We start from the raw sequence: 25,672 nt of genomic DNA, 5'->3' as shown, positions 1-25,672 counted from the left end.
TCATTTTTTTGTCCCTCAGAACCAGATGCGGGGCCGGAAGGTCGTATGAAGGACTACAGCACAGGCAAGGTTCTGTGCGTCTTATCGAAGGAATCGGCCATGAAACGTTTTGCTTTGACTATCAGCTGCATCCTGCTGACGACCAGCGCACTGGCTGCGCCAAAATCCTGCGAAGAACTCAAGGACGAGATCGAGGCCAAGATCCAGGCCAACAACGTCACGTCCTACACGCTGGAAATTGTCCCCAACGCTGAAGTCCACGACCAGAACATGGTGGTGGGTAGCTGCGACAACGGCACCCAGAAGATCATCTACCAGAGAAACGACAGCTGATCAGATGCAGTGGATATCACCCTGCTCGGCAACAACTTTGCGCTCGGCGTCGAAAAGCCTGGCCGTAATGTCGTTGGCCAGGGTGCGTGCTTCGATCATGTAACGCTGCCCGGCGGCAAAGTGGTCGTACTCGATATCGATGAAACAGGTGATATCGGTGTAATCGTCACTGATCATGCCTAGCCCGCCGGAGCGATATTCATAGTCGAAGCGGATCTGTAGCTCATGACGGCCGGGAGTAACCTGAAAGTAGCGGCCATCCTCGGTATTCTTGCCATCGAGCTTGTCCGCCATCACCAGCCTGCCGGTCATGGTGCGCATATCGACCCAGGCCATGGCGGGATCGACGGCGGGTAAAGGCGTGGTGCATCCGACAAGGGTGCCGAAGGCGAGCATCAAGACTATCGGGCGCATGTCAGGCTCCGCAGATGGACGGATGACGATGATAGTTGCGTAACACCCTGGCTGTCCTGCATAACGCGCTCTATCCCTGTATTGAAGGCCGTGTATGCCACGACTCGATGTTTTACGTCTCTGGCGCAGCTTGCCGATAGCGACGATGGTTTTGCTCTGTGGATGCTCCAGCCTCTCGTACTACGGCCAGCTGGCCGGTGGTCAGTTGCATCTCTTGCAGGCGCGAGAGCCCGTCGAGGACATCATCGCCGACCCCGGCCGCGACCCGAAACTGCGTCAGCGCCTGGCATACGCCCAGCAGGCCCGCACCTTCGCCAGCGCACACCTGCATCTGCCGGACAACAAGAGCTATCGCCTGTACGCCGATCTGGGCCGCCCTTATGTGGTATGGAACGTATTCGCCACCGATGAGTTCTCTCTGGACCCCGTCACCCACTGTTTTCCGATTGCCGGCTGCGTGGCCTATCGCGGTTATTACAGTCAGGGCGGAGCACGTGGCGAGGCCGCCTTGCAGCGTCAGGCCGGCAAGGATGTGTACATGAGCGGCGTCGAGGCGTATTCGACCCTTGGCTGGTTCAATGATCCGATCCTCAGCTCCATGCTGGGCTGGGGCGATGAACGACTGGCAACGCTGATCTTTCACGAACTGGCGCATCAGCGCTTTTATGTGAAGGACGACACCGAGTTCAACGAATCCTACGCCAGCTTCGTGGAACAGGAAGGCACTCGCCAATGGCGGGCTGCACGAGGCCTGTCACCGGAAAACGTCTCACAATCCACACGCCGGGATCAGTTCATTCGATTGGTGCTCGATACCCGGGAGCGGCTCAAGGCCTTGTATCGCCAGCCGCTGACAGCCGAACTGATGCGTGAGCGCAAAGCCGCCGAGTTCGAGCGCTTGCGCCGTGAGTACCGGCAATTGCGTGACCAGCAATGGAGCGGCGACAAACGCTTCGACGGGTGGATCAACTCACCGATGAACAACGCCAAGCTGCTGCCCTTCGGGCTTTATGACCAGTGGGTGCCAGCGTTTGAGGCGTTGTTCAAGCACGTGAAGGGTGACTGGGTGGCGTTCTTCGATGCCGTGGAAAAGCTGGGGGATTTGCCTGTGGTGCAGCGCAAGGCGAAATTGCAGCAGCTCAGCGGCTTTCGCGAATGAATTCCCACACCGCCCGTAGAAGCGAATTCATTCGCGAAAAGCTTCATGCATCTGGGCCATCGTCACAAAATGATAGGTCGGTGATTGCGCTGTCAGTTCCTCATGACTGCCAAAACCATAACCCACAGCCGCCACATCCAGACCGTTGCGCAGGCCGCCGATAAGGTCGTGCTTGCGGTCGCCGATCATCAATGTCTGCTTGGGGTCCAGACGCTCCTGCTCCAGCAGATGAGCGATCAGTTCCACTTTATCGGTGCGGGTGCCATCCAGCTCACTGCCGTAAATCACTTTGAAATACTTGGCAAAGTCAAAGTGCCGGGCGATTTCATGGGCGAAAACCCAAGGCTTTGACGTCGCGATATACAGCGTTCGACCTTGACCACCCAAGGTTTCAAGCAGCTCGGGCACGCCATCGAATACCTGGTTTTCATAAAGCCCGGTCACCTTGAAGCGCTCGCGGTAGAAACCTACGGCTTCCCAGGCACGGGCTTCGTCCATCTCATAAAACTGCATGAACGCCTGCAGCAATGGAGGGCCGATGAAATGTTCGAGCCGGGTGATGTCCGGTTCGTCGATCCCCAGCTTCGCCAGGGCAAACTGGATAGAACGGGTTATCCCCAGGCGCGGGTCGGTCAGTGTGCCGTCGAGGTCGAACAGAATATTCTGGTAATGCATGAAGTCTCGCCAGTAATGCGTAAAAGGGCTTGTGGATAACTCAGGGCTGGTCATAACCTTCGGCCAGATGCTGATCCTTGAGCTTCACGTAATTGCTCGCACTATAAGGGAAAAAGGCAATTTCCTTTTCAGTCAGAGGACGGGCCTGTTTGACTGGACGCCCCACATACAGAAACCCGCTTTCCAGCACTTTACCGGGCGGCACCAGGCTGCCAGCGCCGATGATGACCTCATCCTCGACCACCGCACCATCCATGATGGTCGTACCCATGCCGATCAGAATACGGTTGCCGATGGTGCAGCCATGCAGCATCGCCTTGTGGCCGATGGTCACTTCGTCACCAATCAGTAATGGAAAGCCGTCAGGGTTGAACGGTCCCGCATGGGTAATGTGCAACACACTGCCGTCCTGCACGCTGGTGCGGGCACCGATGCGGATGCGATGCATGTCACCACGAATCACGGTCAGTGGCCAGACGGAGCTGTCAGCACCGATCTCGACATCGCCGATCACCACGGCCGAATGATCGACGAACGCTCGCTCGCCAAGGGCTGGGGTGTGGTCCTGGAACTTGCGAATGGCCACGATAGACTCCTTCTTTACGGGTGATAGAGGCGCGATGCAGGTTTGAGTGCTGCGGTCGGCGTCGATTGTAATTAAGATGCGTGAGTGTTTCTTCCAGCCAAGGTGCAAAACCGTGAGCGCGAACAACCCTCTTCTGCAATCGTACGACCTGCCTCCTTTCTCGGCGATCCGTGCCGAGCACGTAAAACCTGCCATCGAGCAGATCCTGGCCGATAACCGCGCCGCGATTGCCGACATTCTTGCCAGGCAGGGTTCGACCCCCACCTGGGCCGGTCTGATACTGGCGATGGATGAATTGAATGACCGCCTGGGAGCCGCCTGGAGCCCGGTCAGCCACCTGAATGCCGTCTGCAACAGCGCCGAACTGCGCGAAGCCTACGAGTCGTGCCTGCCTGCATTGAGCGCTTACTCCACCGAAATGGGCCAGAACCGCGAGCTGTTCCAGGCCTATGAAGCCCTGGCCAACAGCCCGGAAGCGGCCGACTTCGACGTCGGCCAGAAGACTATTCTGGAGCAATCGCTGCGCGACTTCCGCCTTTCGGGTATCGACCTGCCGCCCGAGCAGCAGAAGCGTTATGCCGAAGTGCAAAGCAAGCTGTCGGAGCTGGGCAGCCAGTTCTCCAACCAGTTGCTCGACGCGACCCAGGCCTGGACCAAACTGGTCACTGACGAATCCGCCCTCGCGGGTCTGACCGATTCGGCCAAGCAACAGATGGCGGCCGCCGCCAAGGCCAAGGATCTGGAAGGTTTCCTGATTACCCTGGAATTCCCGAGCTATTACGCGGTAATGACCTACGCCGAAGACCGCGCCCTGCGCGAAGAAGTCTACGCGGCCTACTGCACACGCGCCTCGGATCAAGGCCCGAATGCCGGCAAGAACGACAACGGTCCGGTCATGGCGCAGATCCTCGACCTGCGTCAGGAACTGGCACAACTGTTGGGCTTCGCCAGCTTCTCCGAACTGAGCCTGGCGACCAAGATGGCCGAGTCCAGCGATCAGGTGCTGAGCTTCCTGCGGGATCTGGCCAAGCGCAGCAAACCTTTTGCCGAACAGGACCTCAAGCAGCTCAAGGCGTATGCCGCCGAACAGGGTTGCCCGGACCTGCAAAGCTGGGACAGCGGTTTCTACGGCGAAAAACTGCGCGAGCAGCGCTACAGCGTTTCCCAGGAAATCCTGCGCGCCTATTTCCCTATCGATAAAGTGCTGAGCGGCCTGTTCGCAATCGTCCAGCGCCTGTACGGCATTGAAATCGCCGAACAGAAAGGCTTCGACACCTGGCACCCGGATGTTCGCCTCTTCGAGATCAAGGAAAACGGCCAGCACGTCGGGCGTTTCTTCTTCGACCTGTATGCCCGCGCCAACAAGCGTGGCGGCGCCTGGATGGATGGCGCTCGCGACCGTCGCCGCACCGCCGAAGGCCGCCTGCAAAACCCGGTGGCGAATCTGGTATGCAACTTCACGCCAGCCGTGGGCGGCAAGCCTGCCTTGCTGACCCACGATGAAGTCACCACCCTGTTCCACGAATTCGGTCATGGCCTGCATCACCTGCTGACCCGCGTCGAGCATGCCGGTGTTTCCGGGATCAACGGCGTGGCGTGGGATGCCGTCGAACTGCCAAGCCAGTTCATGGAAAACTGGTGCTGGGAGCCTGAAGGCCTGGCCCTGATTTCCGGCCACTACGAGAGCGGCGAAGCGCTGCCTCAGGACCTGCTGGAAAAAATGCTCGCTGCCAAGAACTTCCAGTCAGGCCTGATGATGGTCCGTCAGTTGGAGTTCTCGCTGTTCGACTTCGAGCTGCATGCTACCCATGGCGACGGTCGGGGCGTACTGGACGTGCTTGAAGGCATCCGCGATGAAGTCTCGGTCATGCGACCGCCAGCCTATAACCGCTTCCCGAACAGCTTCGCGCATATCTTCGCGGGCGGTTATGCAGCCGGTTACTACAGCTACAAGTGGGCTGAAGTGCTGTCCGCCGATGCGTTCTCCCGATTCGAGGAAGACGGTGTACTCAACGCCGAGACTGGCCGTGCCTTCCGCGAAGCCATCCTGGCCCGTGGCGGCTCCCAGGCGCCGATGGTGTTGTTCGTCGATTTCCGCGGACGCGAGCCTTCGATTGACGCACTCTTGCGTCACAGTGGCTTGAGTGAGGAAGCGGCAGCATGACCGATACACCGGTAGTCATTACCAAGAAGCGCTTCATCGCCGGGGCTGTCTGCCCGGCGTGCAGTGAGCCCGACAAGCTGAAGATGTGGAGCGAAGACGACGTTCCCCATCGTGAATGCGTGGGTTGCGGCTACAGCGATACGCTCAATGAACAGGGCCTGTCAGTTCCCAAAGAGCTGGGAACACGGGTCAACAAGGCGACGCCAAAACCGGCTGATCCAAAGGTTCAGGGCGTGCAGTTTTTCCCGAATCCGAAGCTGAAAAAGCCGGTGGATCCGAGTTGAATGCCTGATGATGAAAAGGGCGCTCGACTGAGCGCCCTTTTTTATACCCTCAAGAAACAACCGCCTTATTGTTTACCCTTGAAATAACCAAACGAGATCTTGCCATCAATCGATTGGCTGGCCTCGACTTTTACATCACTGTTTTCATAAGAGGCATTGAAACTTGGAATCGTGACCGGCCATCGAATATCACGCTTGATGGTGACGATTGTTCGGCCTTGTGAAAAATCGCCATAAGGATGTCCGACCAGAGTAAACGATGTACCCGCGCCGGCCTTGAGAATTCGGGCAGAACGAATTTCATCGTTTGAGCAGCCAAAACTGTTATTTTTCATCTTGACGTTATGGGCACGGTTGAAAGGAACCGTACAGTCGAGATTTTTGTCGAGGTTGTTTCCCTCATAGAATGCAATGGCCGCATCAGAGAAGTTACCCGGTGTTCGACCTACTTCAATACGGGAAATTTTCCCGTTCAAACCATTATTGCGAACATGGATGATTTGATAGTCTGCGTTATTGCGATTCTGTTCAAAACCTGAAACCACAACATGCTCTTTGATCCCGATGTCTCGCTTCACGTCGATAATGGCGTAATCATCTTCGCGGCTACCACCGCCATTGTCGAATACCGTGATTCGGGTGCCTTTGGTAATGCCGGATAACGACATGGATTGAGCCTCATCGTTTTCACAGCCTTGGGTCGGCAGAAGAAGAGTCCGGGAACCGCTGGGAATGGCGCAGACGGTGTCTTTTTTCCTGTCGGCATCAGAGCCTTCCCATAAATAAATGCCACCCTGGCTCAAGGTGCGTGCGTAGGAAAAGGCATCGCCGTTCTGGTAATTATTGATACCGATGAAATTCGGCTCATTCCCGCAGTTGGCCGTACGCCGCATCAGGTAGGTCAGGTTATTGTCGTACTTGGCAGAATCAGGAATGGTAGAAGTGGCGGTATGAAACTGGTTCATCAGGAACAGGCGATTCCATTGCTTGCCTGTAGATCTGGCGACTTTTCTGGTATCCAGAGGTACATCTGGCCAGCGTGTGGGGCAGGAAAAATTGTGGGCGGCATAAAGATTGGAAGCCGCACCACCCAAGGTGTCCCACTTGTTCTGCGTCAACCAGTCCTTATCGAACAAGACGGTAATGGTCTTTGATCCGACCCGGTACTGCCCACTGACTTCACGCTTATCGGTCATCATGATAAGGCGGTTATTTTTCTGGGCCATGGCTGCCAGGGTTGGCCAACCCGAGGTCTCAAAATTCGCCGGGTTGAACGAGTAGTCTGCAAGCTCGGGTATCGCATTGAAGACTTCCTGCAAATCGTCACGGCTGACATACGTCTCGAAAAACAGAGTCACCACTTCCGACGTGTTGTTTTTCAGAAAAGGAATGAACTCATTCTTTAGCTGATTGCCCAGCGGGCCGTAGCAAGCAATGGTTTTATGGCAGACCTTGATACGGTTGAAGCCTGACTTTTTGTCGGTATAGAGATCCAGCATGAAACCCCGAACACCGTCTTTCAGTTGCCTGGGCAGTTCCGCCAGATTCTGATTGATCTTCTCGTAGGAATTATGGGTGGTGACCCAGTGATACTGGTCAAAGGGTTTATTCTTGTCCGCGAAGCCGGACGCTTGCGCAGTTGTCAGTGCAAGTGTCAGGAGCGATGCCCCAACCAGGGTATTAAATGCATATTTCGTGCTCACGATTGAAATCCTTTTCAATAGTTGTCAGTTTCTATAACAGGAACGGCCCAAGTACTCATCCATGAGTGTGGCTGGCGACAATTAATAAATTAATACGATGTTCAGTGGAACCGGCTTATTGTTACAACGCTTTAAGAAGCGTTTCTCGGCAGGCAGAACCACCGGTCAGGTGGGAAGCATTTTTTCCTGGGCGATGTGAATTTTGATGTACTGTATGCATAAACAGTATTCGAGTCATTCCTCATGGTCAGCACACCCCCGATTCGCGGCCGCGGTACCGCCACCAACCCGCACAATCGCTTTGCTCCCAGCCGGTCCGTCGCCGAGGACGATGGCTGGTATCAGGAGGTTCCGCTGACTCAGGGTACTCAGGTCATCAACGAAACGGCCAAGACCATCATTACCCGCAACACGTCGCCGGACATTCCCTTCGATCGCTCCATCAACCCTTATCGCGGGTGTGAGCACGGCTGCATCTATTGCTTCGCAAGACCCAGCCATGCCTATTGGGACATGTCGCCAGGGCTGGATTTCGAGACCAGGCTGATCGCCAAGACCAATGCAGCAGCCTTGCTGGAGCAGCAGCTTTCCAAACCCGGCTACCGTTGCGCGCCAATCACGCTGGGCGCCAATACCGATCCGTATCAGCCTATCGAGCGCGAACACCGGATCACCCGCGCGACCCTTGAGGTTTTGCTGCGCTATCGCCATCCCGTGTCCATCATCACTAAAGGCTCGCTGATTCTGCGCGACCTCGATTTGCTGGCCGAAATGGCAAAACTGAATCTGGTGTCGGTATTCATCAGCCTGACTACGCTGGATGACGAACTCAAATGCATTCTTGAGCCCAGGGCTGCTGCACCCAAGGCTCGTTTGCGAGCCATTCGGGTATTGCGCCAGGCGGGCGTACCGGTAGGTGTGTTGTGCGCGCCGATGATTCCAATGATCAACGACAGCGAGCTTGAAGCCCTGCTCAGTGAGGCCAAGGCGGCCGGTGCACAAAGTGCGAGCTATGTAATGCTGCGCCTGCCCCTGGAGGTGGCGCCACTGTTCGATGAATGGCTCAAGACACATTATCCGCAACGTGCGGAACATGTGATGAGTCTGATACGTCAAAGCCGAGGCGGTGAGGTCTATAACAGCGAGTTCGGGTCACGCATGCGGGGCGAAGGGCCTTTTGCCGATCTCCTGGCAAGGCGTTACGCGATAGCAACTGCACGTTTAGGCCTCAATCGTCGTGAGAGTTTTCATCTGGACTGCAACGCTTTTTGCCCACCGGGTGGGCAGATGTCACTCCTTTAAATGCAGGAAATGGCGTTCTAGAGCTGTCGCATTCAGTTTCACTTAAGCTTGAGTCGCTAATCTGTAAATCGGAGTGATGCCCGCGATAGCGTTCAATGGACTTGTTCGCTATGCCAGACAAAAGGGCTAAGGTCCGATTCCGGTTAGAGAAAGCATGAATAATCCACATCAATCCGTCAGGGGATGAAGACATGAGAGACATGGATAAACAGCAGTCGGCTACCTCAGCCAGTGAGCAGCCTGCATTGAATAGTGCTGAGGTAGCGCTGCAGCAAATCGTGAGTGGCTTCGTGCACTTTCGTCATGAGGTCTTCCCACAGCAGGAAGAGTTGTTCAAGAAACTGGCCACGGCACAATCGCCTCGCGCCATGTTCATCACCTGCGCAGACTCGCGCATCGTGCCTGAACTCATTACCCAGAGCTCTCCAGGCGATCTTTTCGTCACCCGTAACGTCGGTAACGTCGTTCCGCCTTATGGCCAGATGAACGGCGGTGTTTCAACAGCCCTCGAGTACGCGGTTTCAGCCCTGGGCGTGCAACACATCATCATCTGCGGGCACTCCGATTGCGGCGCAATGCGTGCCGTACTCAACCCACAGAGCCTCGATAAAATGCCTACGGTCAAAGCCTGGCTGCGTCATGCAGAGGTTGCCCGTACGGTTGTCGAGAACAATTGCAGTTGCGGCAGCGAAAAGGAAACCATGCACGTCCTGACTCAGGAAAACGTGATCGCTCAGCTTCAGCACCTGCGTACCCACCCTTCGGTTGCATCCAAACTGGCCAACGGTCAGTTGTTCATCCACGGCTGGGTCTACAACATCGAAACCAGTGAAATTCTGGCTTACGACGCGGACCGGGATGCATTCCTGCCACTCGATGGCGAGGGTCCGACACCCATGGCTACCCCGAAGCCACGCTTCTAGTCGCATGATTTGATTCACGACTGGCGGTAAACCCCCTCTTTGAGCCTATGGCGGTTGCGCAGGATGCGCGCCGCCAGGCTTTGTTACGTCTGAAGAGATCCCGGAGAAGCATCATGGGTACTACAGAACTGAAATCCGTCTTACCACGGGAGCTCCTCGCTTCCGTGGTGGTGTTCCTGGTTGCCCTGCCGCTGTGCATGGGGATTGCAATTGCTTCAGGCATGCCTCCGGCCAAGGGATTGATTACTGGCATCATCGGTGGCCTGATCGTCGGCTGGATCGCGGGGTCGCCCTTGCAGGTCAGTGGCCCTGCCGCAGGTCTGGCCGTATTGGTATTCGAGCTGGTACGTGAGCATGGAATGGCCATGCTTGGCCCGATTCTTCTGCTGGCCGGCCTGCTTCAACTACTGGCCGGACGCTTCAAGCTCGGCTGCTGGTTCCGGGTAACGGCACCGGCTGTGGTGTATGGCATGCTGGCCGGCATCGGTGTGCTGATCGTCCTTTCACAAGTGCATGTGATGTTTGATAGCGGCCCGAAACCGTCCGGGCTGGATAATCTGTTGGCATTCCCTGCAACTCTGGTCCAGGCCATCGGGACTGGACCGGCCATGCAGGCAGGCCTGCTGGGTCTGGGAACCATGCTAGTGATGTGGTCCTGGGACAAAATCCGTCCACAATCACTGCGTTTCGTTCCGGGAGCACTGCTGGGTGTCGGTCTTGCAACAGGCATAAGCCTCATCATGGCGCTGGAGGTCAAGCGCGTGGAGGTCCCTGACAATCTGGCCGACGCCATCGACTGGCTACGCCCTGCGGACCTCATGAACCTCGCCGATCCTGCGATCCTGATTGCTGCCATCGCCCTGGCCTTCATCGCCAGTGCCGAAACGCTGCTTTCGGCCGCTGCCGTCGACCGCATGCACAACGGCACGCGCTCTGACTTCGACAAGGAATTGAGTGCACAAGGCATAGGTAACATGCTGTGCGGCCTGGTGGGTGCGCTGCCAATGACCGGCGTTATCGTGCGCAGCTCGGCAAACGTTCAGGCAGGTGCGACGACCCGACTCTCGACGATTTTCCATGGCCTCTGGCTGCTGGCTTTCGTACTGATTCTGTCGAGCGTACTGCAAAGCATTCCGGTGGCAAGTCTGGCGGGTGTGCTTGTATACACGGGCCTCAAGCTGGTGGATCTCAAGGCATTTCGCGGTCTGGGCCGTTATGGACGCACGCCGATGTTCATCTATGCCGCCACGGCTTCGTCGATCATCCTCACTGACCTGCTGACCGGTGTACTGGTTGGTTTCGGTCTGACTCTGGCCAAGCTGGCACTCAAGGCTTCGCGCCTGAAGATCAGCCTGGTTCAACTGGAGGATGAGGGTGAAATGGAGTTGCGTCTGGTGGGTGCGGCTACCTTCCTCAAGGTTCCGGCACTGACCAAAGTGCTGGGCAGCATCCCTCAAGGCAGCACCGTGCACGTGCCGTTGAACAACCTGACCTATATCGATCACTCTTGCCTGGAATTGCTGGAAGAGTGGGGGCGGACCAATGCCGCTCAGGGGACGAAACTGCTTATCGAGTCGCGTGGCTTGAAGCGTCGTCTGGAAGGTCGGATCTATACGACAACCGGTATCGGAGCTGCTGCCAGGTAGCTCGCGTCAGCGGTGGGCGTCTTCGCGAAGCAGCGGAGCGCCTGCCGACTCTCCTTCCTTTGCTCGCAAAGACATTATTACAACGACCGACTGCATCAGGCCTCGGGGCGACCCAGCTCCAGGCCGATGCCCAGTTGACGTGACAGGCACGGCCAGCGTTTCCATGCTTCTTCAGTGTCGGGGCTATCAAGGCGCTCACGGTAGGTTTCGACCGATTCCAGTGCAAAGCTCTCATCATCGAGTAACTGGTCAACTGCATGATGTACGGCTTCATCGAGCTGATTGGCGAACTCTTCACCGATCAACTGGTGGGCAATCACACTGGCAACAACCGTGTTTGAAGGGATCAATGGTCGGCCGAAATGCTTGATGTAGAGGTCATTCACCTCTTCTACAAGGCGATGTGCCAGATACGCTTCATCCAACAGACTGTCGAGCCCTTCATGACCGGCCATGATGGCTGGCGGACTAACGAAAAACTGCTCGGCAATTTTCAGGACAGGCTCTATCTGTCCTTCTATACCCGCCTGAACTGCAACTTCGTGAGCAGCGTCCAGCAGGTCCGGTACCAACTCGATATAGGCAGAAACAAAGCGCGTCAGTACACCTTTTGCGTCGACATCCGGAAGATCAATGGCGGGATGCAGGTGGGGGAGTTGGAGTTCCAGTTGTTGTAGCAATTGGCCTGTTTCGGCTTCGTGTTGATGTGCACGCTGAATCTGCTCGCGCAATGCGGCGGTGTTCATGAAGGCTCCTGAGGGCTTAAAACCAGGTAGTTATTAGGGAAGTCATACGTTAGCCTGATTGGCTGCCTCCCTAAGACGCATTTTTCATAACTAAGTAACATTTATATGTATTCGTTATTAAAAGACTCTTTCTAGACCTTTATCTTACGATCTTAATAAAACCCCATACATCTATATGGATGGTTCGCCCATCGCGTTGCGCACTCTCTGGCGATGTCTATACTCGGCTGTGAGAGAAGTTGGCTGAAGGCCGCAACGCTGTAGACCTGGGTCATCCGGGCATGATGTCAGTGAATTCGCAAGCCGCTCCTTGGCCGCAGACAACGTCTGCCGGATAACAAGCTGGGGGACCCCGCGATGAAGCGACGTCCATACGTTTGGATGGGGCTCGTGTTGTGGCAAATATTTGGCCAGGCGCAAGCAGCCTGGACAACGAATATGGCGCCTGGCGCCTCTGTCGTCAGCAACGCGGTGTTCGATCTGCACATGACCATCTTCTGGATATGTGTCGTGATCGGTCTTGTCGTGTTCGCCGCCATGTTCTGGTCGATGATCATGCATCGACGCTCCCTCGGGCAGAAAGCCGCCCACTTTCACGAAAACACGACCGTCGAAATTCTCTGGACCCTCGTTCCCTTTCTGATTCTGGTCGCCATGGCGATCCCGGCGACCCGCACCCTGATCAGCATGTATGACGCCACCGAATCGGATGTGGATATTCAGATCACCGGCTATCAATGGAAGTGGCACTACAAGTACCTGGGGCAGGATGTGGAGTTCTTCAGCAACCTGGCGACCTCCACCGGCCAGATCCAGAACCGCGATACCAAGGGCGAACACTACCTGCTGGAAGTCGATCAGCCGCTGGTGCTGCCGGTTGGCGAGAAGATCCGCTTTCTGGTGACGGGGGCCGACGTGATCCACTCCTGGTGGGTGCCTGCTTTTGCGGTCAAGCGCGACGCGATTCCAGGGTTCGTCAATGAAGCCTGGACCCGCATCGAAAAGCCCGGCATCTACCGCGGCCAATGCACCGAACTGTGCGGCAAGGACCACGCCTTCATGCCCATCGTGGTAGAGGCCAAGTCCACGGCGGATTACCAGGCCTGGCTGGCCGAGCGCAAGGAAGAAGGCGCCCGACTCAAGGAACTGACCGACAAGAACTGGACACGGGAAGAACTCATCGCCCACGGCGACAAGGTCTATCACACCGTCTGTGCCGCCTGTCACCAGCCTGAAGGGCAGGGCATGCCGCCCCTGTTCCCGGCGCTCAAGGGTTCGCCGATCGCCACCGGTCCCCTCGAAGGGCATCTGAACATCGTGTTCAACGGCAAGCCCGGAACCTCCATGGCAGCCTTCGGCAAACAGCTTTCAGAAGTGGATATCGCAGCGGTCGTGACCTACGAGCGCAATGCGTGGGGTAACGACAAGGGCGACATGCTGAGCCCCAAGGATGTGCTGGCCTTCAAGCAGTCACAGAAATGAGCGCGCAGGAGACTGAAACATGAGTGCAGTAATCGATGACCATGGCCATGACCACGCGCATGGTCCCGCCAAAGGCCTGATGCGCTGGGTACTGACCACCAATCACAAGGACATCGGCACGATGTACCTGTGGTTCAGTTTCACGATGTTCCTGCTGGGCGGTTCGTTCGCCATGGTGATTCGCGCCGAACTGTTCCAGCCGGGCCTGCAGATCGTCGAGCCGGCCTTTTTCAATCAGATGACCACCATGCATGGCCTGATCATGGTCTTCGGGGCCGTGATGCCGGCCTTTGTCGGCCTGGCCAACTGGATGATTCCGCTGATGATCGGCGCGCCGGACATGGCCTTGCCGCGCCTGAACAACTTCAGCTTCTGGCTGCTGCCTGCTGCCTTCCTGCTCCTGGTTTCAACACTCTTTCATCCGGGCGGCGGCCCCAACTTTGGCTGGACCTTCTACGCGCCTCTTTCGACGACCTATGCACCCGAAAGCGTGACATTTTTCATACTTGCTATCCATATGATGGGCATTAGCTCAATCATGGGCGCGATCAATGTCGTCGCAACCATCCTCAATCTGCGGGCACCGGGCATGACCCTGATGAAGATGCCGCTGTTCGTCTGGACCTGGCTGATCACGGCGTTTCTGCTGATCGCGGTCATGCCGGTGCTGGCCGGCTGCGTGACCATGATGCTGATGGATATCCATTTCGGGACCAGCTTCTTCAATGCTGCAGGCGGCGGTGATCCGTTGCTGTTCCAACATGTGTTCTGGTTTTTCGGTCATCCCGAGGTGTACATCATGATCCTGCCGGCCTTCGGGGCGGTCAGCTCGATCATTCCCGCGTTCTCGCGCAAGCCGTTATTCGGCTATACCTCAATGGTCTACGCCGTGGCGAGCATCGCCTTTCTGTCGTTCATCGTGTGGGCGCACCACATGTTCGTGGTGGGCATTCCTCTGGTGGGCGAACTGTTCTTCATGTACGCAACGATGCTTATCGCCGTACCGACGGGGGTCAAGGTGTTCAACTGGGTCAGTACCATGTGGCAGGGTTCGTTGACGTTCGAGACGCCCATGCTGTTCGCCGTGGCGTTCGTGATCCTGTTTTCCATTGGCGGGTTTTCGGGGCTGATGCTGTCCATCGCGCCCGCCGACTTCCAGTATCAGGACACCTACTTCGTGGTGGCGCACTTCCACTATGTACTGGTGCCCGGGGCGATCTTCGGCATTTTCGCCTCGGCCTATTACTGGCTGCCCAAGTGGACCGGGCACATGTATGACGAAACCCTGGGCAAACTGCATTTCTGGCTGTCATTCATCGGCATGAACCTGGCGTTCTTCCCGATGCACTTTCTTGGCCTGGCGGGCATGCCACGCCGCATCCCGGACTACAACCTGCAATTCGCGGACTTCAACATGGTGTCGTCCATCGGGGCTTTCACCTTTGGTGCGACACAACTGTTCTTCCTGTTCATCGTGATCAAGACCATTCGCGGCGGCCCGCCTGCGCCAGCCAAGCCCTGGGATGGCGCTGACGGGCTGGAGTGGACACTGCCTTCGCCCGCGCCTTATCACACCTTCAGCACACCGCCCGAAGTGAAGTGAGTACTGCCATGAGCAACGTGCATTCGATCAAAGGCCTCGTCGCTCGCCTGCTGCTGATAGTGGTGGTGATGTTTGCCTTTGGTTTCGCGCTGGTGCCCCTGTATGACGTGATGTGCAGGGCATTTGGCATCAATGGCAAGACCGGTGGCCAGTATCAGGGCTCGCAGGTGATCGATCAGCAGCGGCTGGTGCGTGTGCAGTTCATCTCGACCAATGCGGTGGACATGGTCTGGGCGTTTCATCCGCGGACCGAAGAGATCGAGGTTCACCCAGGCGCGGTCAACGAGATGATTTTCGTGGCACAGAACCCCACCGACAAAGCGATGACGGCGCAGGCCGTGCCCAGTATTTCCCCCGGTCAGGCGGCGGCTTACTTCCACAAGACCGAATGCTTCTGTTTTACCCAGCAAATGCTGCAACCGGGAGAGCGGATCGAAATGCCGGTGCGCTTCATTGTTGATCGCGACCTGCCCAAAGACGTGAAACACCTGACTCTGGCCTACACACTGTTCGATATCACTGCACGCCAGCCCCCCGTTCTGCCTGTCGTGAAAAACGGTGGCTGAAGGAGACGCTCAAATGGCTACGCCCCATGAGCATTATTACGTTCCGGCGCAAAGCAAATGGCCCATCATTGCCACGCTGGCCCTGCTGGTCACGATGTTCGGCCTGGGCACCTGGTTCAATGACCTGAAGGCTGGACGGCCGGAATCCAACGGACCGCTGATCTTTTTCGTGGGCGGTCTTCTGGTGGCCTACATGATGGCTGGCTGGTTCGGTGCGGTCGTCAAGGAAGCACGGGCCGGGATGTACAGCGCGCAGATGGACCGCTCGTTTCGCTGGGGCATGGTCTGGTTCATCTTTTCCGAAGTGATGTTTTTCATGGCCTTTTTCGGCGTGCTGCTTTACGTGCGGGTCTGGACCGGCCCGTGGCTGGGTGGCGAGGGCTCCAACGGCATCTCGAACATGCTGTGGCCGAACTTTCAGTTCCAGTGGCCGCTGCAGGAAAACCCCGATCCGAAACTGTTCCCGCCACCCAAGGGCGTCATCGATCCGTGGCATTTGCCGCTGATCAATACCATTTTGCTGGTCAGCTCCAGCGTGACCATTACCTTTGCCCACCACGCCTTGAAAAAAGCCCATCGCGGCGCGCTCAAAGGCTGGCTGGCCGTCACCGTGCTGCTGGGCTGCAGTTTTCTGATCCTGCAGGCTGAAGAGTACGTCCATGCCTATCAAGAGCTTGGCCTGACCCTGGGCTCCGGGATCTATGGCGCGACCTTTTTCATGCTGACCGGGTTTCACGGCGCCCACGTCACCATCGGCACGATCATTCTGTTTGTGATGTTGATGCGGATTCTGCGCGGGCATTTCGATGCCGAGCATCAGTTCGGTTTCGAGGCCGCGAGCTGGTACTGGCACTTCGTGGATGTGGTGTGGGTCGGCCTGTTCACCTTTGTGTATGTCTTGTGAGGCCGTTACCAGTTCACATGTGACACCAACTGACCGCTGTAGAAACCCCAGGTAATCAGCGCCAGGGTGAGGGCGGCGAGGATGACCCGCAGGGCCAGGACCTTGAGCAGCCGGGTCGACTGGTTGTCGTCCTTGATCAGAAAGAACAGGCCACTGAACAGGCAGGTGATGGTGGCCGCCAACATAAGAACAATCGCTGCTTTGAGCATGAGAAAACTCCAGGAGCAATCGCCATGATGCAATGGAGTATAGGCACGGCCCTGATGCCGGAACGGGCGACGGGATGAACCGCTTCATCCGGCGTTCGGGGCCTGTGCTGCTGATGCTGGCAGCGCTGCCACTGCTGCTCATGCTCGGTTTCTGGCAATTGAACCGGGCCGAAGAGAAGCGCGTAATTCTCGCTCATCACGCCGAACGCCAGGCGGCCGAACCCATCGATATCGTCCGACTGCTGGATATCGAAGACCCCGCCTACAGGCGCGTGCAATTGCAGGGACGATTCGATGCAGCCCACAGCCTGCTGCTCGATAACAGCACCCGTGACGGCAAGGCCGGTGTCGAATTGCTCCAGCCCTTCCAGGACCAACCCAGCGGGTTATGGCTGTGGATAAATCGCGGCTGGCTGCCCTGGCCGGACCGGCGTACGCCGCCAGCATTCACGACCCCAAGCCAGCCGCAGGATCTGACTGCCTGGGTCCATGTCCCTCTGGGCGAAAGCTTTCACCTGCAAGCCGATGCGCTGAACGATTCGTGGCCGAAACTGGTGACCGCCGTCATGCCCGGCACGCTCTGGGCAGCGCTGGATCGCCAGGGCTATCCACACGAACTGCGACTTGAGCCGGGCAGTGCCGCGTATCGCGTTGACTGGCCGGTCGTGGCAATCGATCCGCAAAAACATGTGGGCTATGCCGTGCAGTGGTTCGCCCTGGCCACGGCACTGTTCGGTCTGGGTGTGTATTGGGGTTGGCGCAACAGAAACAGCCGGGAGAAGAATAATGAACACCGTCGGCGTATCTGAGTTTCGTAAGCGACGACAAGGGCGTCTGCAACTGCTGGTGTTGGTGCTGATCGCTGTCGGGCCAATGATCCTGGCCACCTGCATGTACCGCTTCAACTTCTGGGTGCCGGACAGTCGCAGTTATCACGGCCAGTTGATCGGCAACGGCCAGAGCCGCGCCGACCTGGGAGTCCAGGCCGATGAGCAGCGCTGGCAATTGCTGGTCAGCGCGCCGGGGCAGTGCAATGCCGACTGCCAGCAACTGGTGTATCTGGCGCGGCAGGTCCAGATCGGTCTGGGTCGCGATGCCACACGGGCCAGCCATGCCCTGGCCACGAATGCACCGCTCAGTGACGACTATGCCGAGACGCTTCACCAGGACTATCCACAACTGCAGCGTTATCCGCTGGATGTTGTCCGCTACCGGAAGCTGGCGCCCGACAATGCACCGCAACTGTGGATCGTCGATCCCCACGGCAACCTTGTGCTGCGCTATGACCCCAGAGTCAACGGCAAGGACCTGCTGATCGACCTGCGCCAACTCCTGAAACTGTCGAACATCGGATAAAGGGAGGTCGTCATGGCCCGACCCGGATTTCGTATCGCCTTGCTTGCCACGCTGCTGGCGTTGTTCGTGGTGCTACTCGGTGCTTATACACGGCTCACCCATGCCGGCCTGGGTTGTCCTGACTGGCCGGGCTGTTACGGATTCATCGGCGTGCCCGCCACTGAGCGGCAACTGGCTCATGCGCAACTGCACTTTCCAGACGCTCCGGTGCATGCAGGAAAAGGCTGGAGCGAGATGACGCATCGCTATTTCGCGGGCGGGCTGACCCTGACGATTCTGTGGCTGGCCATAAAAGCCTGGCAGCGTCGCCATCTGGCCGGGCAACCGTTGAAACTGCCTTTGCTGCTGGTGGCAGTGGTCTTCGTTCAGGCGGCTTTCGGCATGTGGACCGTAACCCTCAAACTCTGGCCGCAAGTGGTCACGGCGCATCTGCTGGGAGGCGTGGCCACCTTGAGTCTGCTGTTTCTGCTGACCCTGCGCCTGAGTGGCGCCTTCGCGCCATTACCACACTTGCCCCAGCGCCTGAAACGCCTGGCGGCGCTGGGGCTGGTGCTGGTCACGCTACAGATCGCCCTGGGCGGCTGGGTCAGTGCCAATTATGCAGCGCTGGCCTGCACCGACCTGCCCACCTGCCAAGGGCAATGGTGGCCGGAAACGGACTTCGCCAATGGTTTCCACCTGACCCAGCACATCGGCCCCGATTATCTAGGCGGCAAACTCGACAACGAAGCGCGCACTGCGATTCATCTGACACACCGACTCGGCGCACTGCTGGTGGCCTGCGTACTGCTGACCCTGGCCTGGCAGCTCAAGCGCGCCGGCCTCAAGGGGTTGGCAATACTGCTGGCACTGGCCCTCGGCATACAGATCGGCCTGGGGTTCGGCAATGTGCTGCTGAGTCTGCACCTGCCTGTTGCGATGGCTCACAACGCGGGAGGCGCGGGTTTGATGCTGACCCTGACACTGATCAGTTTTCGTACACGAGCTGCCTTCAGCAGCAAACGCCGCAACCCTGATCGAGCATGCCTGGCGGCCTCATGGGCCAATGTGCTGCCTGTGAAAAAGGACACACTGCCATGAGCGTATTGAGTCAGGAACGTCAGGCGCTATGGCGTGATTACCTGGAGCTGACCAAACCCAAAGTCGTGGCGCTAATGTTGATGACTTCCCTGGTCGGCATGCTGCTGTCCAGCCACAACAGCGTGCCATGGACGATTCTGGTGTTCGGCAATCTGGGCATCGGGCTGTGTGCGGGGAGTGCCGCCGTTATCAACCATGTGGTGGACCGACATATCGATGCGCTGATGGCCCGCACTCAAAAACGACCGATTGCCCAGGGGCGAATAGCGCCGGAACACGCCCTGATTCTGGCCTTGCTGCTGACGCTGACCGGGCAGTTTCTGCTGCTGGCGTTCACCAATCCGCTGACCGCCTGGCTGACCCTGGCGTCGCTGATGGGCTACGCCGTGATCTACACCGGCTTTCTGAAACGTGCCACACCACAGAACATTGTCATCGGAGGGCTGGCCGGCGCTTCGCCGCCCTTGCTGGGCTGGGTGGCGGTTACCGGGCAAGTTACCGCCGAACCCCTGTTGCTGGTGCTGATCATCTTCGCCTGGACCCCGCCACACTTCTGGGCGCTGGCCATCCATCGCAAGGCCGAATATGCCAAGGCGAGTATCCCGATGCTGCCGATCACCCATGGCGAGCACTACACCAAAGTGCATATCGTGCTGTACACCTGCATCCTGTTCGCGGTCAGTCTGCTGCCTTATGCGATTCACATGAGCGGCCTGGCGTATCTGATTTGTGCATCACTGCTGGGTTTGCGCTTCCTGCACTGGAGCCGTGTGCTGTACCGTGGCACTCGACCGCACGCGGCAATCTGCACCTTCAAGTACTCTATCCATTACTTGTTCCTGCTGTTCGTTGCCCTGCTCGCAGATCACTACCTACTGTTGAAACCATGACTCGAACCCAGAAAACCGTATTCATCCTTGTCGCCATCGTGGCCTTGATCCTGGGCCTGACCTTCAACCGCGTGCTGTCGGGCAAAGGAGCGGGCGATCAGACAGCCCTGATCGATGCGGGCATCATCCTGTTGCCGCAGAGCCGTAACCTGCCTGACCTGAAGATGATCGACCAGAACGGTGAGCCCGTTGTCATCAATCAGTTGAAGGACAAATGGACGCTGCTGTTCTTCGGCTACACCTTCTGCCCGGACATCTGCCCGACCACGCTGGCACAGATCCGCCAGATCAAGAGCGAGCTACCCAAGGACGTGGTCGGCAACTTGCGCGTGGTGCTGATCAGCGTCGACCCGAATCGCGACACACCGCAGCAGCTCAAGCAATACCTGGGTTATTTCGACAAGGAATTCATCGGCCTGACCGCTTCGGTGGCAGACCTTCAGAAGCTGGCCAATGCGGTGAGCATTCCGTTCATCCCTGCCGATACCAGTAAGGCGAACTACACCGTTGACCACAGCGGGAACCTGGCATTGCTGGGGCCGGACGGCACGCAGCGCGGGTTCATTCGTGCACCGTTGAGCAGCCAGAAGCTGGTAGTGCAATTGCCAGGGTTGTTGCAAAGAAACCAGTAGGAGCGAATGAATTCGCTCCTACAGGGTTCCGGTTTCAGAACGCTGGAACCACAGCGCCTTTGTACTTCTCGACGAGGAACGCTTTCACTTCCGGGGTGTTCAGCGCAGCAGCCAGTTTCTTGATGGCGTCCGAATCCTTGTTGTCCGGGCGAGCAACCAGAATGTTGGCGTAAGGCGATTCAGCACCTTCGATCACCAGCGCATCCTTGGTTGGATCGAGCTTGGCGCCCAGCGCGTAGTTGGTGTTGATCAGCGCCAGATCGACCTGGGTCAGCACGCGCGGCAGGGTTGCAGCTTCCAGCTCACGGAACTTCAGGTTCTTCGGGTTGCTCGCAACGTCCTTAGGCGTAGCCAGGATGCTGGTCGGGTCCTTGAGGGTGATCAGACCGGCCTTGGCCAGCAACAGGAAAGCACGGCCTTCGTTGGTGGCATCGTTTGGCAGCGCGACGGTTGCGCCGTTTGGCAGGTCTTCCAGTTTCTTGAACTTGTCCGAGTAAGCGCCGAACGGCTCTACGTGAACCTTGGCAACGGTAACCAGATCGGTACCTTTACCCTTGTTGAACTCATCCAGGTACGGCTGGTGCTGGAAGAAGTTGGCGTCCAGACGCTTTTCGGCAACCTGTACGTTCGGCTGGATGTAGTCGGTGAAGACCTTGATTTTCAGGTCCACGCCTTCCTTGGCCAGTGTTGGCTTGATGAACTCCAGAATCTCGGCCTGCGGCACAGCAGTCGCGGCGATGCTCAGGGTTTCATTGGCCTGCGCAGACAATGCTGTAACGGCGGCAAATACGGCCAATAGTTTTTTCATGCAACAGCTCCTTTTATGAGGCCCGCACCAAGCAGGCCCAACCAACAAATTCGGTTAACGGTGGGTGAAGTGCGCGACCAGCTTGTCGCCGACGGTTTGCAGAATCTGCACCAACACCAGCAACAATACGACCGTCACGAACATCACGTCGTTCTGGAAACGCTGATAACCATAGCGGATTGCCAGATCACCCAGCCCGCCAGCCCCCACGGCACCCGCCATGGCAGTGAAGGACACCAGCGCAATGGCCGTCACGGTAATGGCAGCCAGAATGCCGGGACGTGCCTCGGGCAACAGCGCCTTGAGGATGATCTGCCGGGTCGTGGCGCCCATGGCCTGGGTCGCTTCGATGATGCCTTTGTCCACTTCACGCAAGGCGGTTTCCACCAGGCGGGCGAAGAATGGCGTGGCACCGGCAATCAGCGGTGGCAACGTACCGAGAATGCCCAGCGACGTGCCGGTGATGATCTCGGTCAGCGGCATCATCACGATCAGCAGGATGATGAAGGGCAGGGCGCGCAGCATGTTGACGATCAACCCGACCGTCGCATACAGCTGCTTGTGTTCCAGCAACTGGCGAGGCGAGGTCAGGAACATCAACACGCCCAGAGGCAGGCCCAGCAGGATGGTGAAACCCAGCGAGACACTGAGCATGATCAGGGTATCGCCCGTGGCGACCCAGATTTCATACCAGTCGACGTTGGAAAACAGATTCAGGAAAGCGTCCATCAGCGCAGCACCTCCATATGAACGTCAGCGGCGGTGAAGCGGGCGAAGGCGGCTTCCATGTCGCCGCCGGTAATGGCCAGCGTCAGTTGCCCGTATGGTGTGTCCTTGATGCGGTCGATACGGCCCGCCAGGATGCTGTAGTCCACACCGGTTTCCCGGGCGACGGTACCCAGCAGCGGCGCGTAAGTGGCATCGCCCTGGAAGGTCAGGCGCACGATGCGGCCCTGCACATGGGCAAAGTCGTCACGCTGCTCGTTCTCGTCGACCTGCTCATCTTCCTGGACGAAGCGCTTGGTGGTCGGATGCTGCGGGTGCAGAAACACATCGGCCACATTGCCCTGCTCGACAATCACACCGGCGTCCATCACGGCCACCTGATCGCAGACACGGCGGATCACGTCCATTTCATGGGTGATGAGCACGATGGTCAGTTTCAACTCGCGATTGATCTCGGCCAGCAACTGCAGCACCGATGCAGTGGTCTGCGGGTCCAGAGCGCTGGTGGCTTCATCGCACAGCAGGATCTTGGGCTTGGTCGCCAGGGCGCGGGCAATGCCGACGCGCTGCTTCTGGCCGCCGGACAGTTGCGCCGGGTACTTGCGGGCATGGTCGGACAGACCGACACGCTCCAGCAGCTCGGCCACTCGCTGATCGATCTGGTCGCGGGACATATTGCCCGCCAGTGTCAGCGGCATGGCCACGTTGTCGGCAACGGTCTTGGAGGACAGCAGGTTGAAGTGCTGGAAAATCATCCCGACCTGCTGACGGAAACGCCGAAGGCCGTTGGCGTCCAGTGCCGTGACATCTTCGCCGTCGACCACTATTTGCCCGCCACTCGGGGTTTCAAGGCGGTTGATCAGGCGCAGCAAAGTACTTTTGCCAGCGCCGGAATGGCCGATCAGGCCGTATACCTGGCCATCTTCGACACGCAGGCTGGTGGGATGCAGGGCCGGAATATCCTTGCCTGCAACCCGATAGGTTTTATGGACGTTATGAAACTCGATCACGGAGCGAACCTTGTGGGGGCGCGTTAAAAAATCAGCGCAGTGACAAGACAGTCACTTGCTTCGTTACCTCGGCGGGGTAAGCCGGGCGCGCATTTTAGCCTTTCCGCAAAGCACTGCTTAGCATTTATTTGCCAGCAAACATGCTCAATTGGCATAACGCGACCGGTGGTGCCACTTACCGGAAAATTTACTGAACGGCACTTTGCCAGACAGGTCACTCCTTTAACACCGTGATTCCCGTGGCTTGCCAAGGGAACTGGATCAAAGAGCCCGACATGAAGTCAGGGCCAGGGAATGAGGAGACGCACCCGATGTCTAGCCCGAAAAAGCCGCCTGTAAGCAATGCACCCAAAAGCGAACTGGCAGGAACCGACACCCTTGATCGTGGCAACACCAACGAGAAACTGGATAGCCTCGAACCGTTCCGCTCCGATGCCACGAAACAGGCGCTGCGCACCAATCAGGGCGTCAGAATCGCCGACAACCAGAACACGCTCAAGGCCGGTAGCCGGGGTCCTTCGTTGCTCGAAGACTTCATCATGCGCGAGAAAATCACTCACTTTGACCATGAGCGTATTCCGGAGCGGATCGTTCATGCGCGGGGTACTGCGGCGCATGGTTATTTCCAGAGCTATGACGATCACGCCACCCTGAGCAAGGCCGGCTTTCTTCGCGATCCAGGCAAGAAAACCCCGGTATTCGTACGCTTCTCCACCGTGCAAGGGCCACGGGGATCGGGCGATACGGTGCGGGATGTCCGCGGTTTTGCGGTCAAATTCTACACCGATGAAGGCAATTTCGACCTGGTTGGCAACAACATGCCGGTGTTTTTCATTCAGGATGCCATCAAGTTTCCGGACTTCGTGCATGCCGTGAAGCCAGAACCTCATAACGAGATTCCCACCGGAGGCTCTGCTCACGACACCTTCTGGGATTTTGTATCGCTGGTTCCTGAGTCGGCGCACATGGTGCTGTGGACCATGTCCGACCGCGCCATTCCGAAAAGCCTGCGCACCATGCAGGGCTTCGGCGTTCACACCTTTCGCCTGATCAATACCGAAGGCAAATCGACCTTCGTGAAGTTTCACTGGAAACCCAAATACGGCGTTTGCTCGCTGGTCTGGGATGAAGCCCAGAAGCTGGCCGGCAAGGACACCGACTTCCATCGCCGGGACCTGTGGGAATCCATTGAAACGGGCGACTACCCCGAGTGGGAGCTGGGCGTACAGATCGTTGCCGAAGAAGATGAACATGCCTTCGACTTCGATCTGCTGGACCCCACCAAAATCATTCCCGAAGAGCTGGTGCCGGTAACACCACTGGGCAAGATGGTGCTCAACCGCAACCCGGACAACTTCTTTGCCGAAACCGAGCAGGTTGCCTTCTGCCCCGGTCATATCGTGCCAGGCATCGACTTCTCCAATGACCCGCTGCTGCAAGGCCGGCTGTTCTCCTACACCGACACCCAGATCAGTCGCCTGGGCGGGCCGAACTTCCACGAGATCCCGATCAACCGGCCGGTAGCGCCCAACCATAACGGGCAGCGCGATGCGCAACATCGCACGACGATCCACAAGGGCCGCACGTCCTACGAGCCGAATTCCATTGATGGTGGCTGGCCAAAGGAAACCCCTGTCGCAGCAGAGGACGGTGGTTTCGAGTCGTACCCGGAGCGCATCGATGCGCACAAGATACGCGAGCGCAGCGAGTCCTTTGGCGATCACTTCTCCCAGGCCACGCTGTTCTTCCGGAGCATGAGCAAGCACGAGAAAGAACACATCATCTCGGCTTACAGTTTCGAGCTGGGCAAGGTGGAACGTGAATATATCCGGGCACGGACAGTGAACGAGATTCTGGCCAACATCGATCTGGAACTGGCGGGTCGCGTTGCACAGAACCTGGGCCTGCCTGCGCCAAAAGCCGGAACAGTGTCTGTCAGAGACTCGTCGATCAAGCAGTCGCCTGCATTGAGCCAGGCCAACCTGCTCTCGGGCGACATCGCTTCGCGCAAGGTCGCAATCCTGGTGGCCAATGGCGTGGACGGCAAAGCCGTCGAGGCCTTGAAAGCGGCTCTGCAGGCCGAAGGTGCCCACGGTAAAGTGCTGGGGCCGACTTCTGCCCCCGTAGTGACCGCCAACGGCAAGAGTCTGCCGGTGGATGCGTCGATGGAAGGCCTGCCGTCAGTGGCGTTCGACGCCGTATTCATCCCAGGCGGCAAGGACTCGATAAAAGCCTTGAGCACGGACGGGGTTGCCTTGCATTTCGTGCTGGAAGCCTACAAACACCTCAAGGCCATCGCGCTGGCCAGCGATGCCAAGGCGCTGCTGGATCTGCTGCATCTGGATCAGGACGCCGGGCTGCTGGTGACGCCCGACGGCTCATACGATGCGTTCTTCAAGGCGATCGCACAGCATCGGGTGTGGGATAGAGAACCGAAAGCCAAGGCTGTACCTGCCTGATTGCGTAGGGGT

General features: G+C 57.8%; 26 protein-coding genes. 17 read left to right on the top strand and 9 right to left on the bottom strand.

The annotated features are described in order from the left end of the window. Positions 1-99 precede the first annotated feature (99 nt). Entirely contained in the window at positions 100-333 is a 234-nt protein-coding gene (locus tag KGD89_RS00345) for a DUF1161 domain-containing protein (protein WP_025257840.1), read from the top strand. On the opposite strand, the gene KGD89_RS00340 is transcribed toward KGD89_RS00345, so the two are convergent. After that, positions 334-747, bottom strand: a complete 414-nt coding sequence (locus KGD89_RS00340; RefSeq protein ID WP_025257839.1) for a PA0061/PA0062 family lipoprotein — start codon at positions 745-747, stop codon at positions 334-336. Positions 748-841: 94 nt separating this feature from the next. Here KGD89_RS00340 and KGD89_RS00335 point away from each other — a divergent pair, with 94 nt between their 5' ends. Then, on the top strand, positions 842-1,906 hold the full coding sequence (locus KGD89_RS00335; RefSeq protein WP_025257838.1) for an aminopeptidase: 1,065 nt from the start codon (positions 842-844) through the stop codon (positions 1,904-1,906). Between the two features lie 27 nt (positions 1,907-1,933). Here the strand turns inward: KGD89_RS00335 and KGD89_RS00330 are convergent, their stop codons facing one another. Next, on the bottom strand, positions 1,934-2,581 hold the full coding sequence (locus KGD89_RS00330; RefSeq protein WP_025257837.1) for an HAD family hydrolase: 648 nt from the start codon (positions 2,579-2,581) through the stop codon (positions 1,934-1,936). A 40-nt stretch (positions 2,582-2,621) separates the two neighbouring features. Beyond that, positions 2,622-3,167: a gamma carbonic anhydrase family protein gene (locus KGD89_RS00325; RefSeq protein WP_025257836.1), complete on the bottom strand. Its 546-nt coding sequence runs from the start codon at positions 3,165-3,167 to the stop codon at positions 2,622-2,624. A gap of 112 nt (positions 3,168-3,279) precedes the next feature. Here KGD89_RS00325 and prlC point away from each other — a divergent pair, with 112 nt between their 5' ends. Beyond that, a complete protein-coding gene (prlC, locus tag KGD89_RS00320) occupies positions 3,280-5,331 on the top strand; it encodes an oligopeptidase A (protein ID WP_025257835.1) in 2,052 nt (683 codons plus the stop codon). After that, on the top strand, positions 5,328-5,615 hold the full coding sequence (locus KGD89_RS00315; RefSeq protein WP_025257834.1) for a YheV family putative zinc ribbon protein: 288 nt from the start codon (positions 5,328-5,330) through the stop codon (positions 5,613-5,615). Before prlC ends, KGD89_RS00315 begins: the two co-directional genes overlap by 4 nt. A 65-nt stretch (positions 5,616-5,680) precedes the next feature. Here KGD89_RS00315 and KGD89_RS25885 read toward each other — a convergent pair whose 3' ends face one another. Continuing rightward, complete coding sequence (locus KGD89_RS25885; RefSeq protein WP_025257833.1) at positions 5,681-7,318, bottom strand: PI-PLC domain-containing protein; 1,638 nt, start codon at positions 7,316-7,318, stop codon at positions 5,681-5,683. A 243-nt stretch (positions 7,319-7,561) separates the two neighbouring features. Between KGD89_RS25885 and KGD89_RS00305 the strand changes: the two genes are divergently transcribed. The 3 genes from KGD89_RS00305 to KGD89_RS00295 all read left to right on the top strand — a co-directional run bounded on the left by KGD89_RS00305 (position 7,562) and on the right by KGD89_RS00295 (position 11,189). Continuing rightward, on the top strand, positions 7,562-8,620 hold the full coding sequence (locus KGD89_RS00305) for a PA0069 family radical SAM protein (RefSeq protein WP_025257832.1): 1,059 nt from the start codon (positions 7,562-7,564) through the stop codon (positions 8,618-8,620). 191 nt (positions 8,621-8,811) lie between these two features. Continuing rightward, entirely contained in the window at positions 8,812-9,543 is a 732-nt protein-coding gene (locus KGD89_RS00300; RefSeq protein ID WP_025257831.1) for a carbonic anhydrase, read from the top strand. A 113-nt stretch (positions 9,544-9,656) separates the two neighbouring features. Continuing rightward, positions 9,657-11,189: a SulP family inorganic anion transporter gene (locus KGD89_RS00295; protein ID WP_025257830.1), complete on the top strand. Its 1,533-nt coding sequence runs from the start codon at positions 9,657-9,659 to the stop codon at positions 11,187-11,189. A 95-nt stretch (positions 11,190-11,284) separates the two neighbouring features. Here the strand turns inward: KGD89_RS00295 and KGD89_RS00290 are convergent, their stop codons facing one another. Further along, positions 11,285-11,935: a hypothetical protein gene (locus KGD89_RS00290; protein WP_025257829.1), complete on the bottom strand. Its 651-nt coding sequence runs from the start codon at positions 11,933-11,935 to the stop codon at positions 11,285-11,287. A gap of 357 nt (positions 11,936-12,292) precedes the next feature. Between KGD89_RS00290 and coxB the strand changes: the two genes are divergently transcribed. The 4 genes from coxB to KGD89_RS00270 are packed head-to-tail and all read left to right on the top strand — an operon-like array spanning position 12,293 to position 16,490. Continuing rightward, positions 12,293-13,417 carry a cytochrome c oxidase subunit II gene (gene coxB / locus KGD89_RS00285; protein WP_025257828.1) on the top strand — a complete coding sequence of 375 codons (1,125 nt, stop codon included), beginning with the start codon at positions 12,293-12,295 and terminating at the stop codon, positions 13,415-13,417. Positions 13,418-13,436: 19 nt separating this feature from the next. Next, positions 13,437-15,020: a cytochrome c oxidase subunit I gene (ctaD, locus tag KGD89_RS00280; protein ID WP_025257827.1), complete on the top strand. Its 1,584-nt coding sequence runs from the start codon at positions 13,437-13,439 to the stop codon at positions 15,018-15,020. Between the two features lie 8 nt (positions 15,021-15,028). Beyond that, positions 15,029-15,586 (top strand): cytochrome c oxidase assembly protein, encoded by a 558-nt coding sequence (locus tag KGD89_RS00275; protein ID WP_025257826.1) that lies wholly within the window; start codon positions 15,029-15,031, stop codon positions 15,584-15,586. A 13-nt stretch (positions 15,587-15,599) separates the two neighbouring features. Then, positions 15,600-16,490, top strand: coding sequence for a cytochrome c oxidase subunit 3 (locus KGD89_RS00270; protein ID WP_025257825.1), 891 nt, complete (start codon positions 15,600-15,602; stop codon positions 16,488-16,490). Between the two features lie 5 nt (positions 16,491-16,495). Here the strand turns inward: KGD89_RS00270 and KGD89_RS00265 are convergent, their stop codons facing one another. Beyond that, positions 16,496-16,699 carry a twin transmembrane helix small protein gene (locus KGD89_RS00265; RefSeq protein ID WP_025257824.1) on the bottom strand — a complete coding sequence of 68 codons (204 nt, stop codon included), beginning with the start codon at positions 16,697-16,699 and terminating at the stop codon, positions 16,496-16,498. Positions 16,700-16,773: 74 nt separating this feature from the next. Here KGD89_RS00265 and KGD89_RS00260 point away from each other — a divergent pair, with 74 nt between their 5' ends. From KGD89_RS00260 to KGD89_RS00240, 5 genes are read left to right on the top strand one after another with little or no spacing between them, the layout of a single operon-like run. After that, positions 16,774-17,508 carry an SURF1 family protein gene (locus KGD89_RS00260; RefSeq protein WP_025257823.1) on the top strand — a complete coding sequence of 245 codons (735 nt, stop codon included), beginning with the start codon at positions 16,774-16,776 and terminating at the stop codon, positions 17,506-17,508. Next, entirely contained in the window at positions 17,486-18,055 is a 570-nt protein-coding gene (locus KGD89_RS00255; protein WP_025257822.1) for a hypothetical protein, read from the top strand. The genes KGD89_RS00260 and KGD89_RS00255 overlap by 23 nt, the downstream gene beginning before the upstream one ends. Before the next feature lie 12 nt (positions 18,056-18,067). Further along, positions 18,068-19,135, top strand: a complete 1,068-nt coding sequence (locus tag KGD89_RS00250) for a COX15/CtaA family protein (RefSeq protein WP_025257821.1) — start codon at positions 18,068-18,070, stop codon at positions 19,133-19,135. Then, positions 19,132-20,025 carry a heme o synthase gene (gene cyoE, locus KGD89_RS00245; RefSeq protein ID WP_025257820.1) on the top strand — a complete coding sequence of 298 codons (894 nt, stop codon included), beginning with the start codon at positions 19,132-19,134 and terminating at the stop codon, positions 20,023-20,025. The genes KGD89_RS00250 and cyoE overlap by 4 nt, the downstream gene beginning before the upstream one ends. Further along, positions 20,022-20,657, top strand: a complete 636-nt coding sequence (locus tag KGD89_RS00240; RefSeq protein ID WP_025257819.1) for an SCO family protein — start codon at positions 20,022-20,024, stop codon at positions 20,655-20,657. Before cyoE ends, KGD89_RS00240 begins: the two co-directional genes overlap by 4 nt. Before the next feature lie 34 nt (positions 20,658-20,691). On the opposite strand, the gene KGD89_RS00235 is transcribed toward KGD89_RS00240, so the two are convergent. Genes KGD89_RS00235 through KGD89_RS00225 form a run of 3 tightly spaced genes read right to left on the bottom strand, consistent with a single transcriptional unit; the run spans position 20,692 to position 23,201 of the window. Next, positions 20,692-21,465 carry a MetQ/NlpA family ABC transporter substrate-binding protein gene (locus KGD89_RS00235; protein WP_025257818.1) on the bottom strand — a complete coding sequence of 258 codons (774 nt, stop codon included), beginning with the start codon at positions 21,463-21,465 and terminating at the stop codon, positions 20,692-20,694. Positions 21,466-21,519: 54 nt separating this feature from the next. Then, complete coding sequence (locus KGD89_RS00230; RefSeq protein ID WP_025257817.1) at positions 21,520-22,194, bottom strand: methionine ABC transporter permease; 675 nt, start codon at positions 22,192-22,194, stop codon at positions 21,520-21,522. Further along, complete coding sequence (locus tag KGD89_RS00225; RefSeq protein WP_025257816.1) at positions 22,194-23,201, bottom strand: methionine ABC transporter ATP-binding protein; 1,008 nt, start codon at positions 23,199-23,201, stop codon at positions 22,194-22,196. The genes KGD89_RS00230 and KGD89_RS00225 overlap by 1 nt, the downstream gene beginning before the upstream one ends. 311 nt (positions 23,202-23,512) lie before the next feature. On the opposite strand from KGD89_RS00225, the gene katE reads away from it, so the two are divergent. Beyond that, complete coding sequence (gene katE / locus KGD89_RS00220; protein ID WP_025257815.1) at positions 23,513-25,660, top strand: catalase HPII; 2,148 nt, start codon at positions 23,513-23,515, stop codon at positions 25,658-25,660. Positions 25,661-25,672: the final 12 nt, after the last annotated feature.

Source organism: Pseudomonas cichorii (assembly GCF_018343775.1).
GTDB lineage: Bacteria > Pseudomonadota > Gammaproteobacteria > Pseudomonadales > Pseudomonadaceae > Aquipseudomonas > Aquipseudomonas cichorii.
The sequence above is the reverse complement of the archived record's forward strand: the minus strand, read 5'-3'. Positions and strand labels throughout refer to the sequence as shown.

Bases quoted from the DNA above. Each gene is read 5' to 3' on its own strand.
- KGD89_RS00265 (WP_025257824.1), bottom strand. From the start codon at position 16,699: ATGCTCAAAGCAGCGATTGTTCTTATGTTGGCGGCCACCATCACCTGC.
- KGD89_RS00270 (WP_025257825.1), top strand. From the start codon at position 15,600: ATGGCTACGCCCCATGAGCATTATTACGTTCCGGCGCAAAGCAAATGG.
- KGD89_RS00335 (WP_025257838.1), top strand. From the start codon at position 842: ATGCCACGACTCGATGTTTTACGTCTCTGGCGCAGCTTGCCGATAGCG.
- KGD89_RS00260 (WP_025257823.1), top strand. From the start codon at position 16,774: ATGAACCGCTTCATCCGGCGTTCGGGGCCTGTGCTGCTGATGCTGGCA.
- KGD89_RS00290 (WP_025257829.1), bottom strand. From the start codon at position 11,935: ATGAACACCGCCGCATTGCGCGAGCAGATTCAGCGTGCACATCAACAC.
- cyoE (WP_025257820.1), top strand. From the start codon at position 19,132: ATGAGCGTATTGAGTCAGGAACGTCAGGCGCTATGGCGTGATTACCTG.
- KGD89_RS00305 (WP_025257832.1), top strand. From the start codon at position 7,562: ATGGTCAGCACACCCCCGATTCGCGGCCGCGGTACCGCCACCAACCCG.
- katE (WP_025257815.1), top strand. From the start codon at position 23,513: ATGTCTAGCCCGAAAAAGCCGCCTGTAAGCAATGCACCCAAAAGCGAA.
- coxB (WP_025257828.1), top strand. From the start codon at position 12,293: ATGAAGCGACGTCCATACGTTTGGATGGGGCTCGTGTTGTGGCAAATA.
- KGD89_RS00300 (WP_025257831.1), top strand. From the start codon at position 8,812: ATGAGAGACATGGATAAACAGCAGTCGGCTACCTCAGCCAGTGAGCAG.
- ctaD (WP_025257827.1), top strand. From the start codon at position 13,437: ATGAGTGCAGTAATCGATGACCATGGCCATGACCACGCGCATGGTCCC.
- KGD89_RS00330 (WP_025257837.1), bottom strand. From the start codon at position 2,581: ATGCATTACCAGAATATTCTGTTCGACCTCGACGGCACACTGACCGAC.
- KGD89_RS00235 (WP_025257818.1), bottom strand. From the start codon at position 21,465: ATGAAAAAACTATTGGCCGTATTTGCCGCCGTTACAGCATTGTCTGCG.
- KGD89_RS00250 (WP_025257821.1), top strand. From the start codon at position 18,068: ATGGCCCGACCCGGATTTCGTATCGCCTTGCTTGCCACGCTGCTGGCG.
- KGD89_RS00295 (WP_025257830.1), top strand. From the start codon at position 9,657: ATGGGTACTACAGAACTGAAATCCGTCTTACCACGGGAGCTCCTCGCT.
- KGD89_RS00345 (WP_025257840.1), top strand. From the start codon at position 100: ATGAAACGTTTTGCTTTGACTATCAGCTGCATCCTGCTGACGACCAGC.
- KGD89_RS00275 (WP_025257826.1), top strand. From the start codon at position 15,029: ATGAGCAACGTGCATTCGATCAAAGGCCTCGTCGCTCGCCTGCTGCTG.
- KGD89_RS00255 (WP_025257822.1), top strand. From the start codon at position 17,486: ATGAACACCGTCGGCGTATCTGAGTTTCGTAAGCGACGACAAGGGCGT.
- KGD89_RS00340 (WP_025257839.1), bottom strand. From the start codon at position 747: ATGCGCCCGATAGTCTTGATGCTCGCCTTCGGCACCCTTGTCGGATGC.
- KGD89_RS00240 (WP_025257819.1), top strand. From the start codon at position 20,022: ATGACTCGAACCCAGAAAACCGTATTCATCCTTGTCGCCATCGTGGCC.
- KGD89_RS00315 (WP_025257834.1), top strand. From the start codon at position 5,328: ATGACCGATACACCGGTAGTCATTACCAAGAAGCGCTTCATCGCCGGG.
- KGD89_RS00230 (WP_025257817.1), bottom strand. From the start codon at position 22,194: ATGGACGCTTTCCTGAATCTGTTTTCCAACGTCGACTGGTATGAAATC.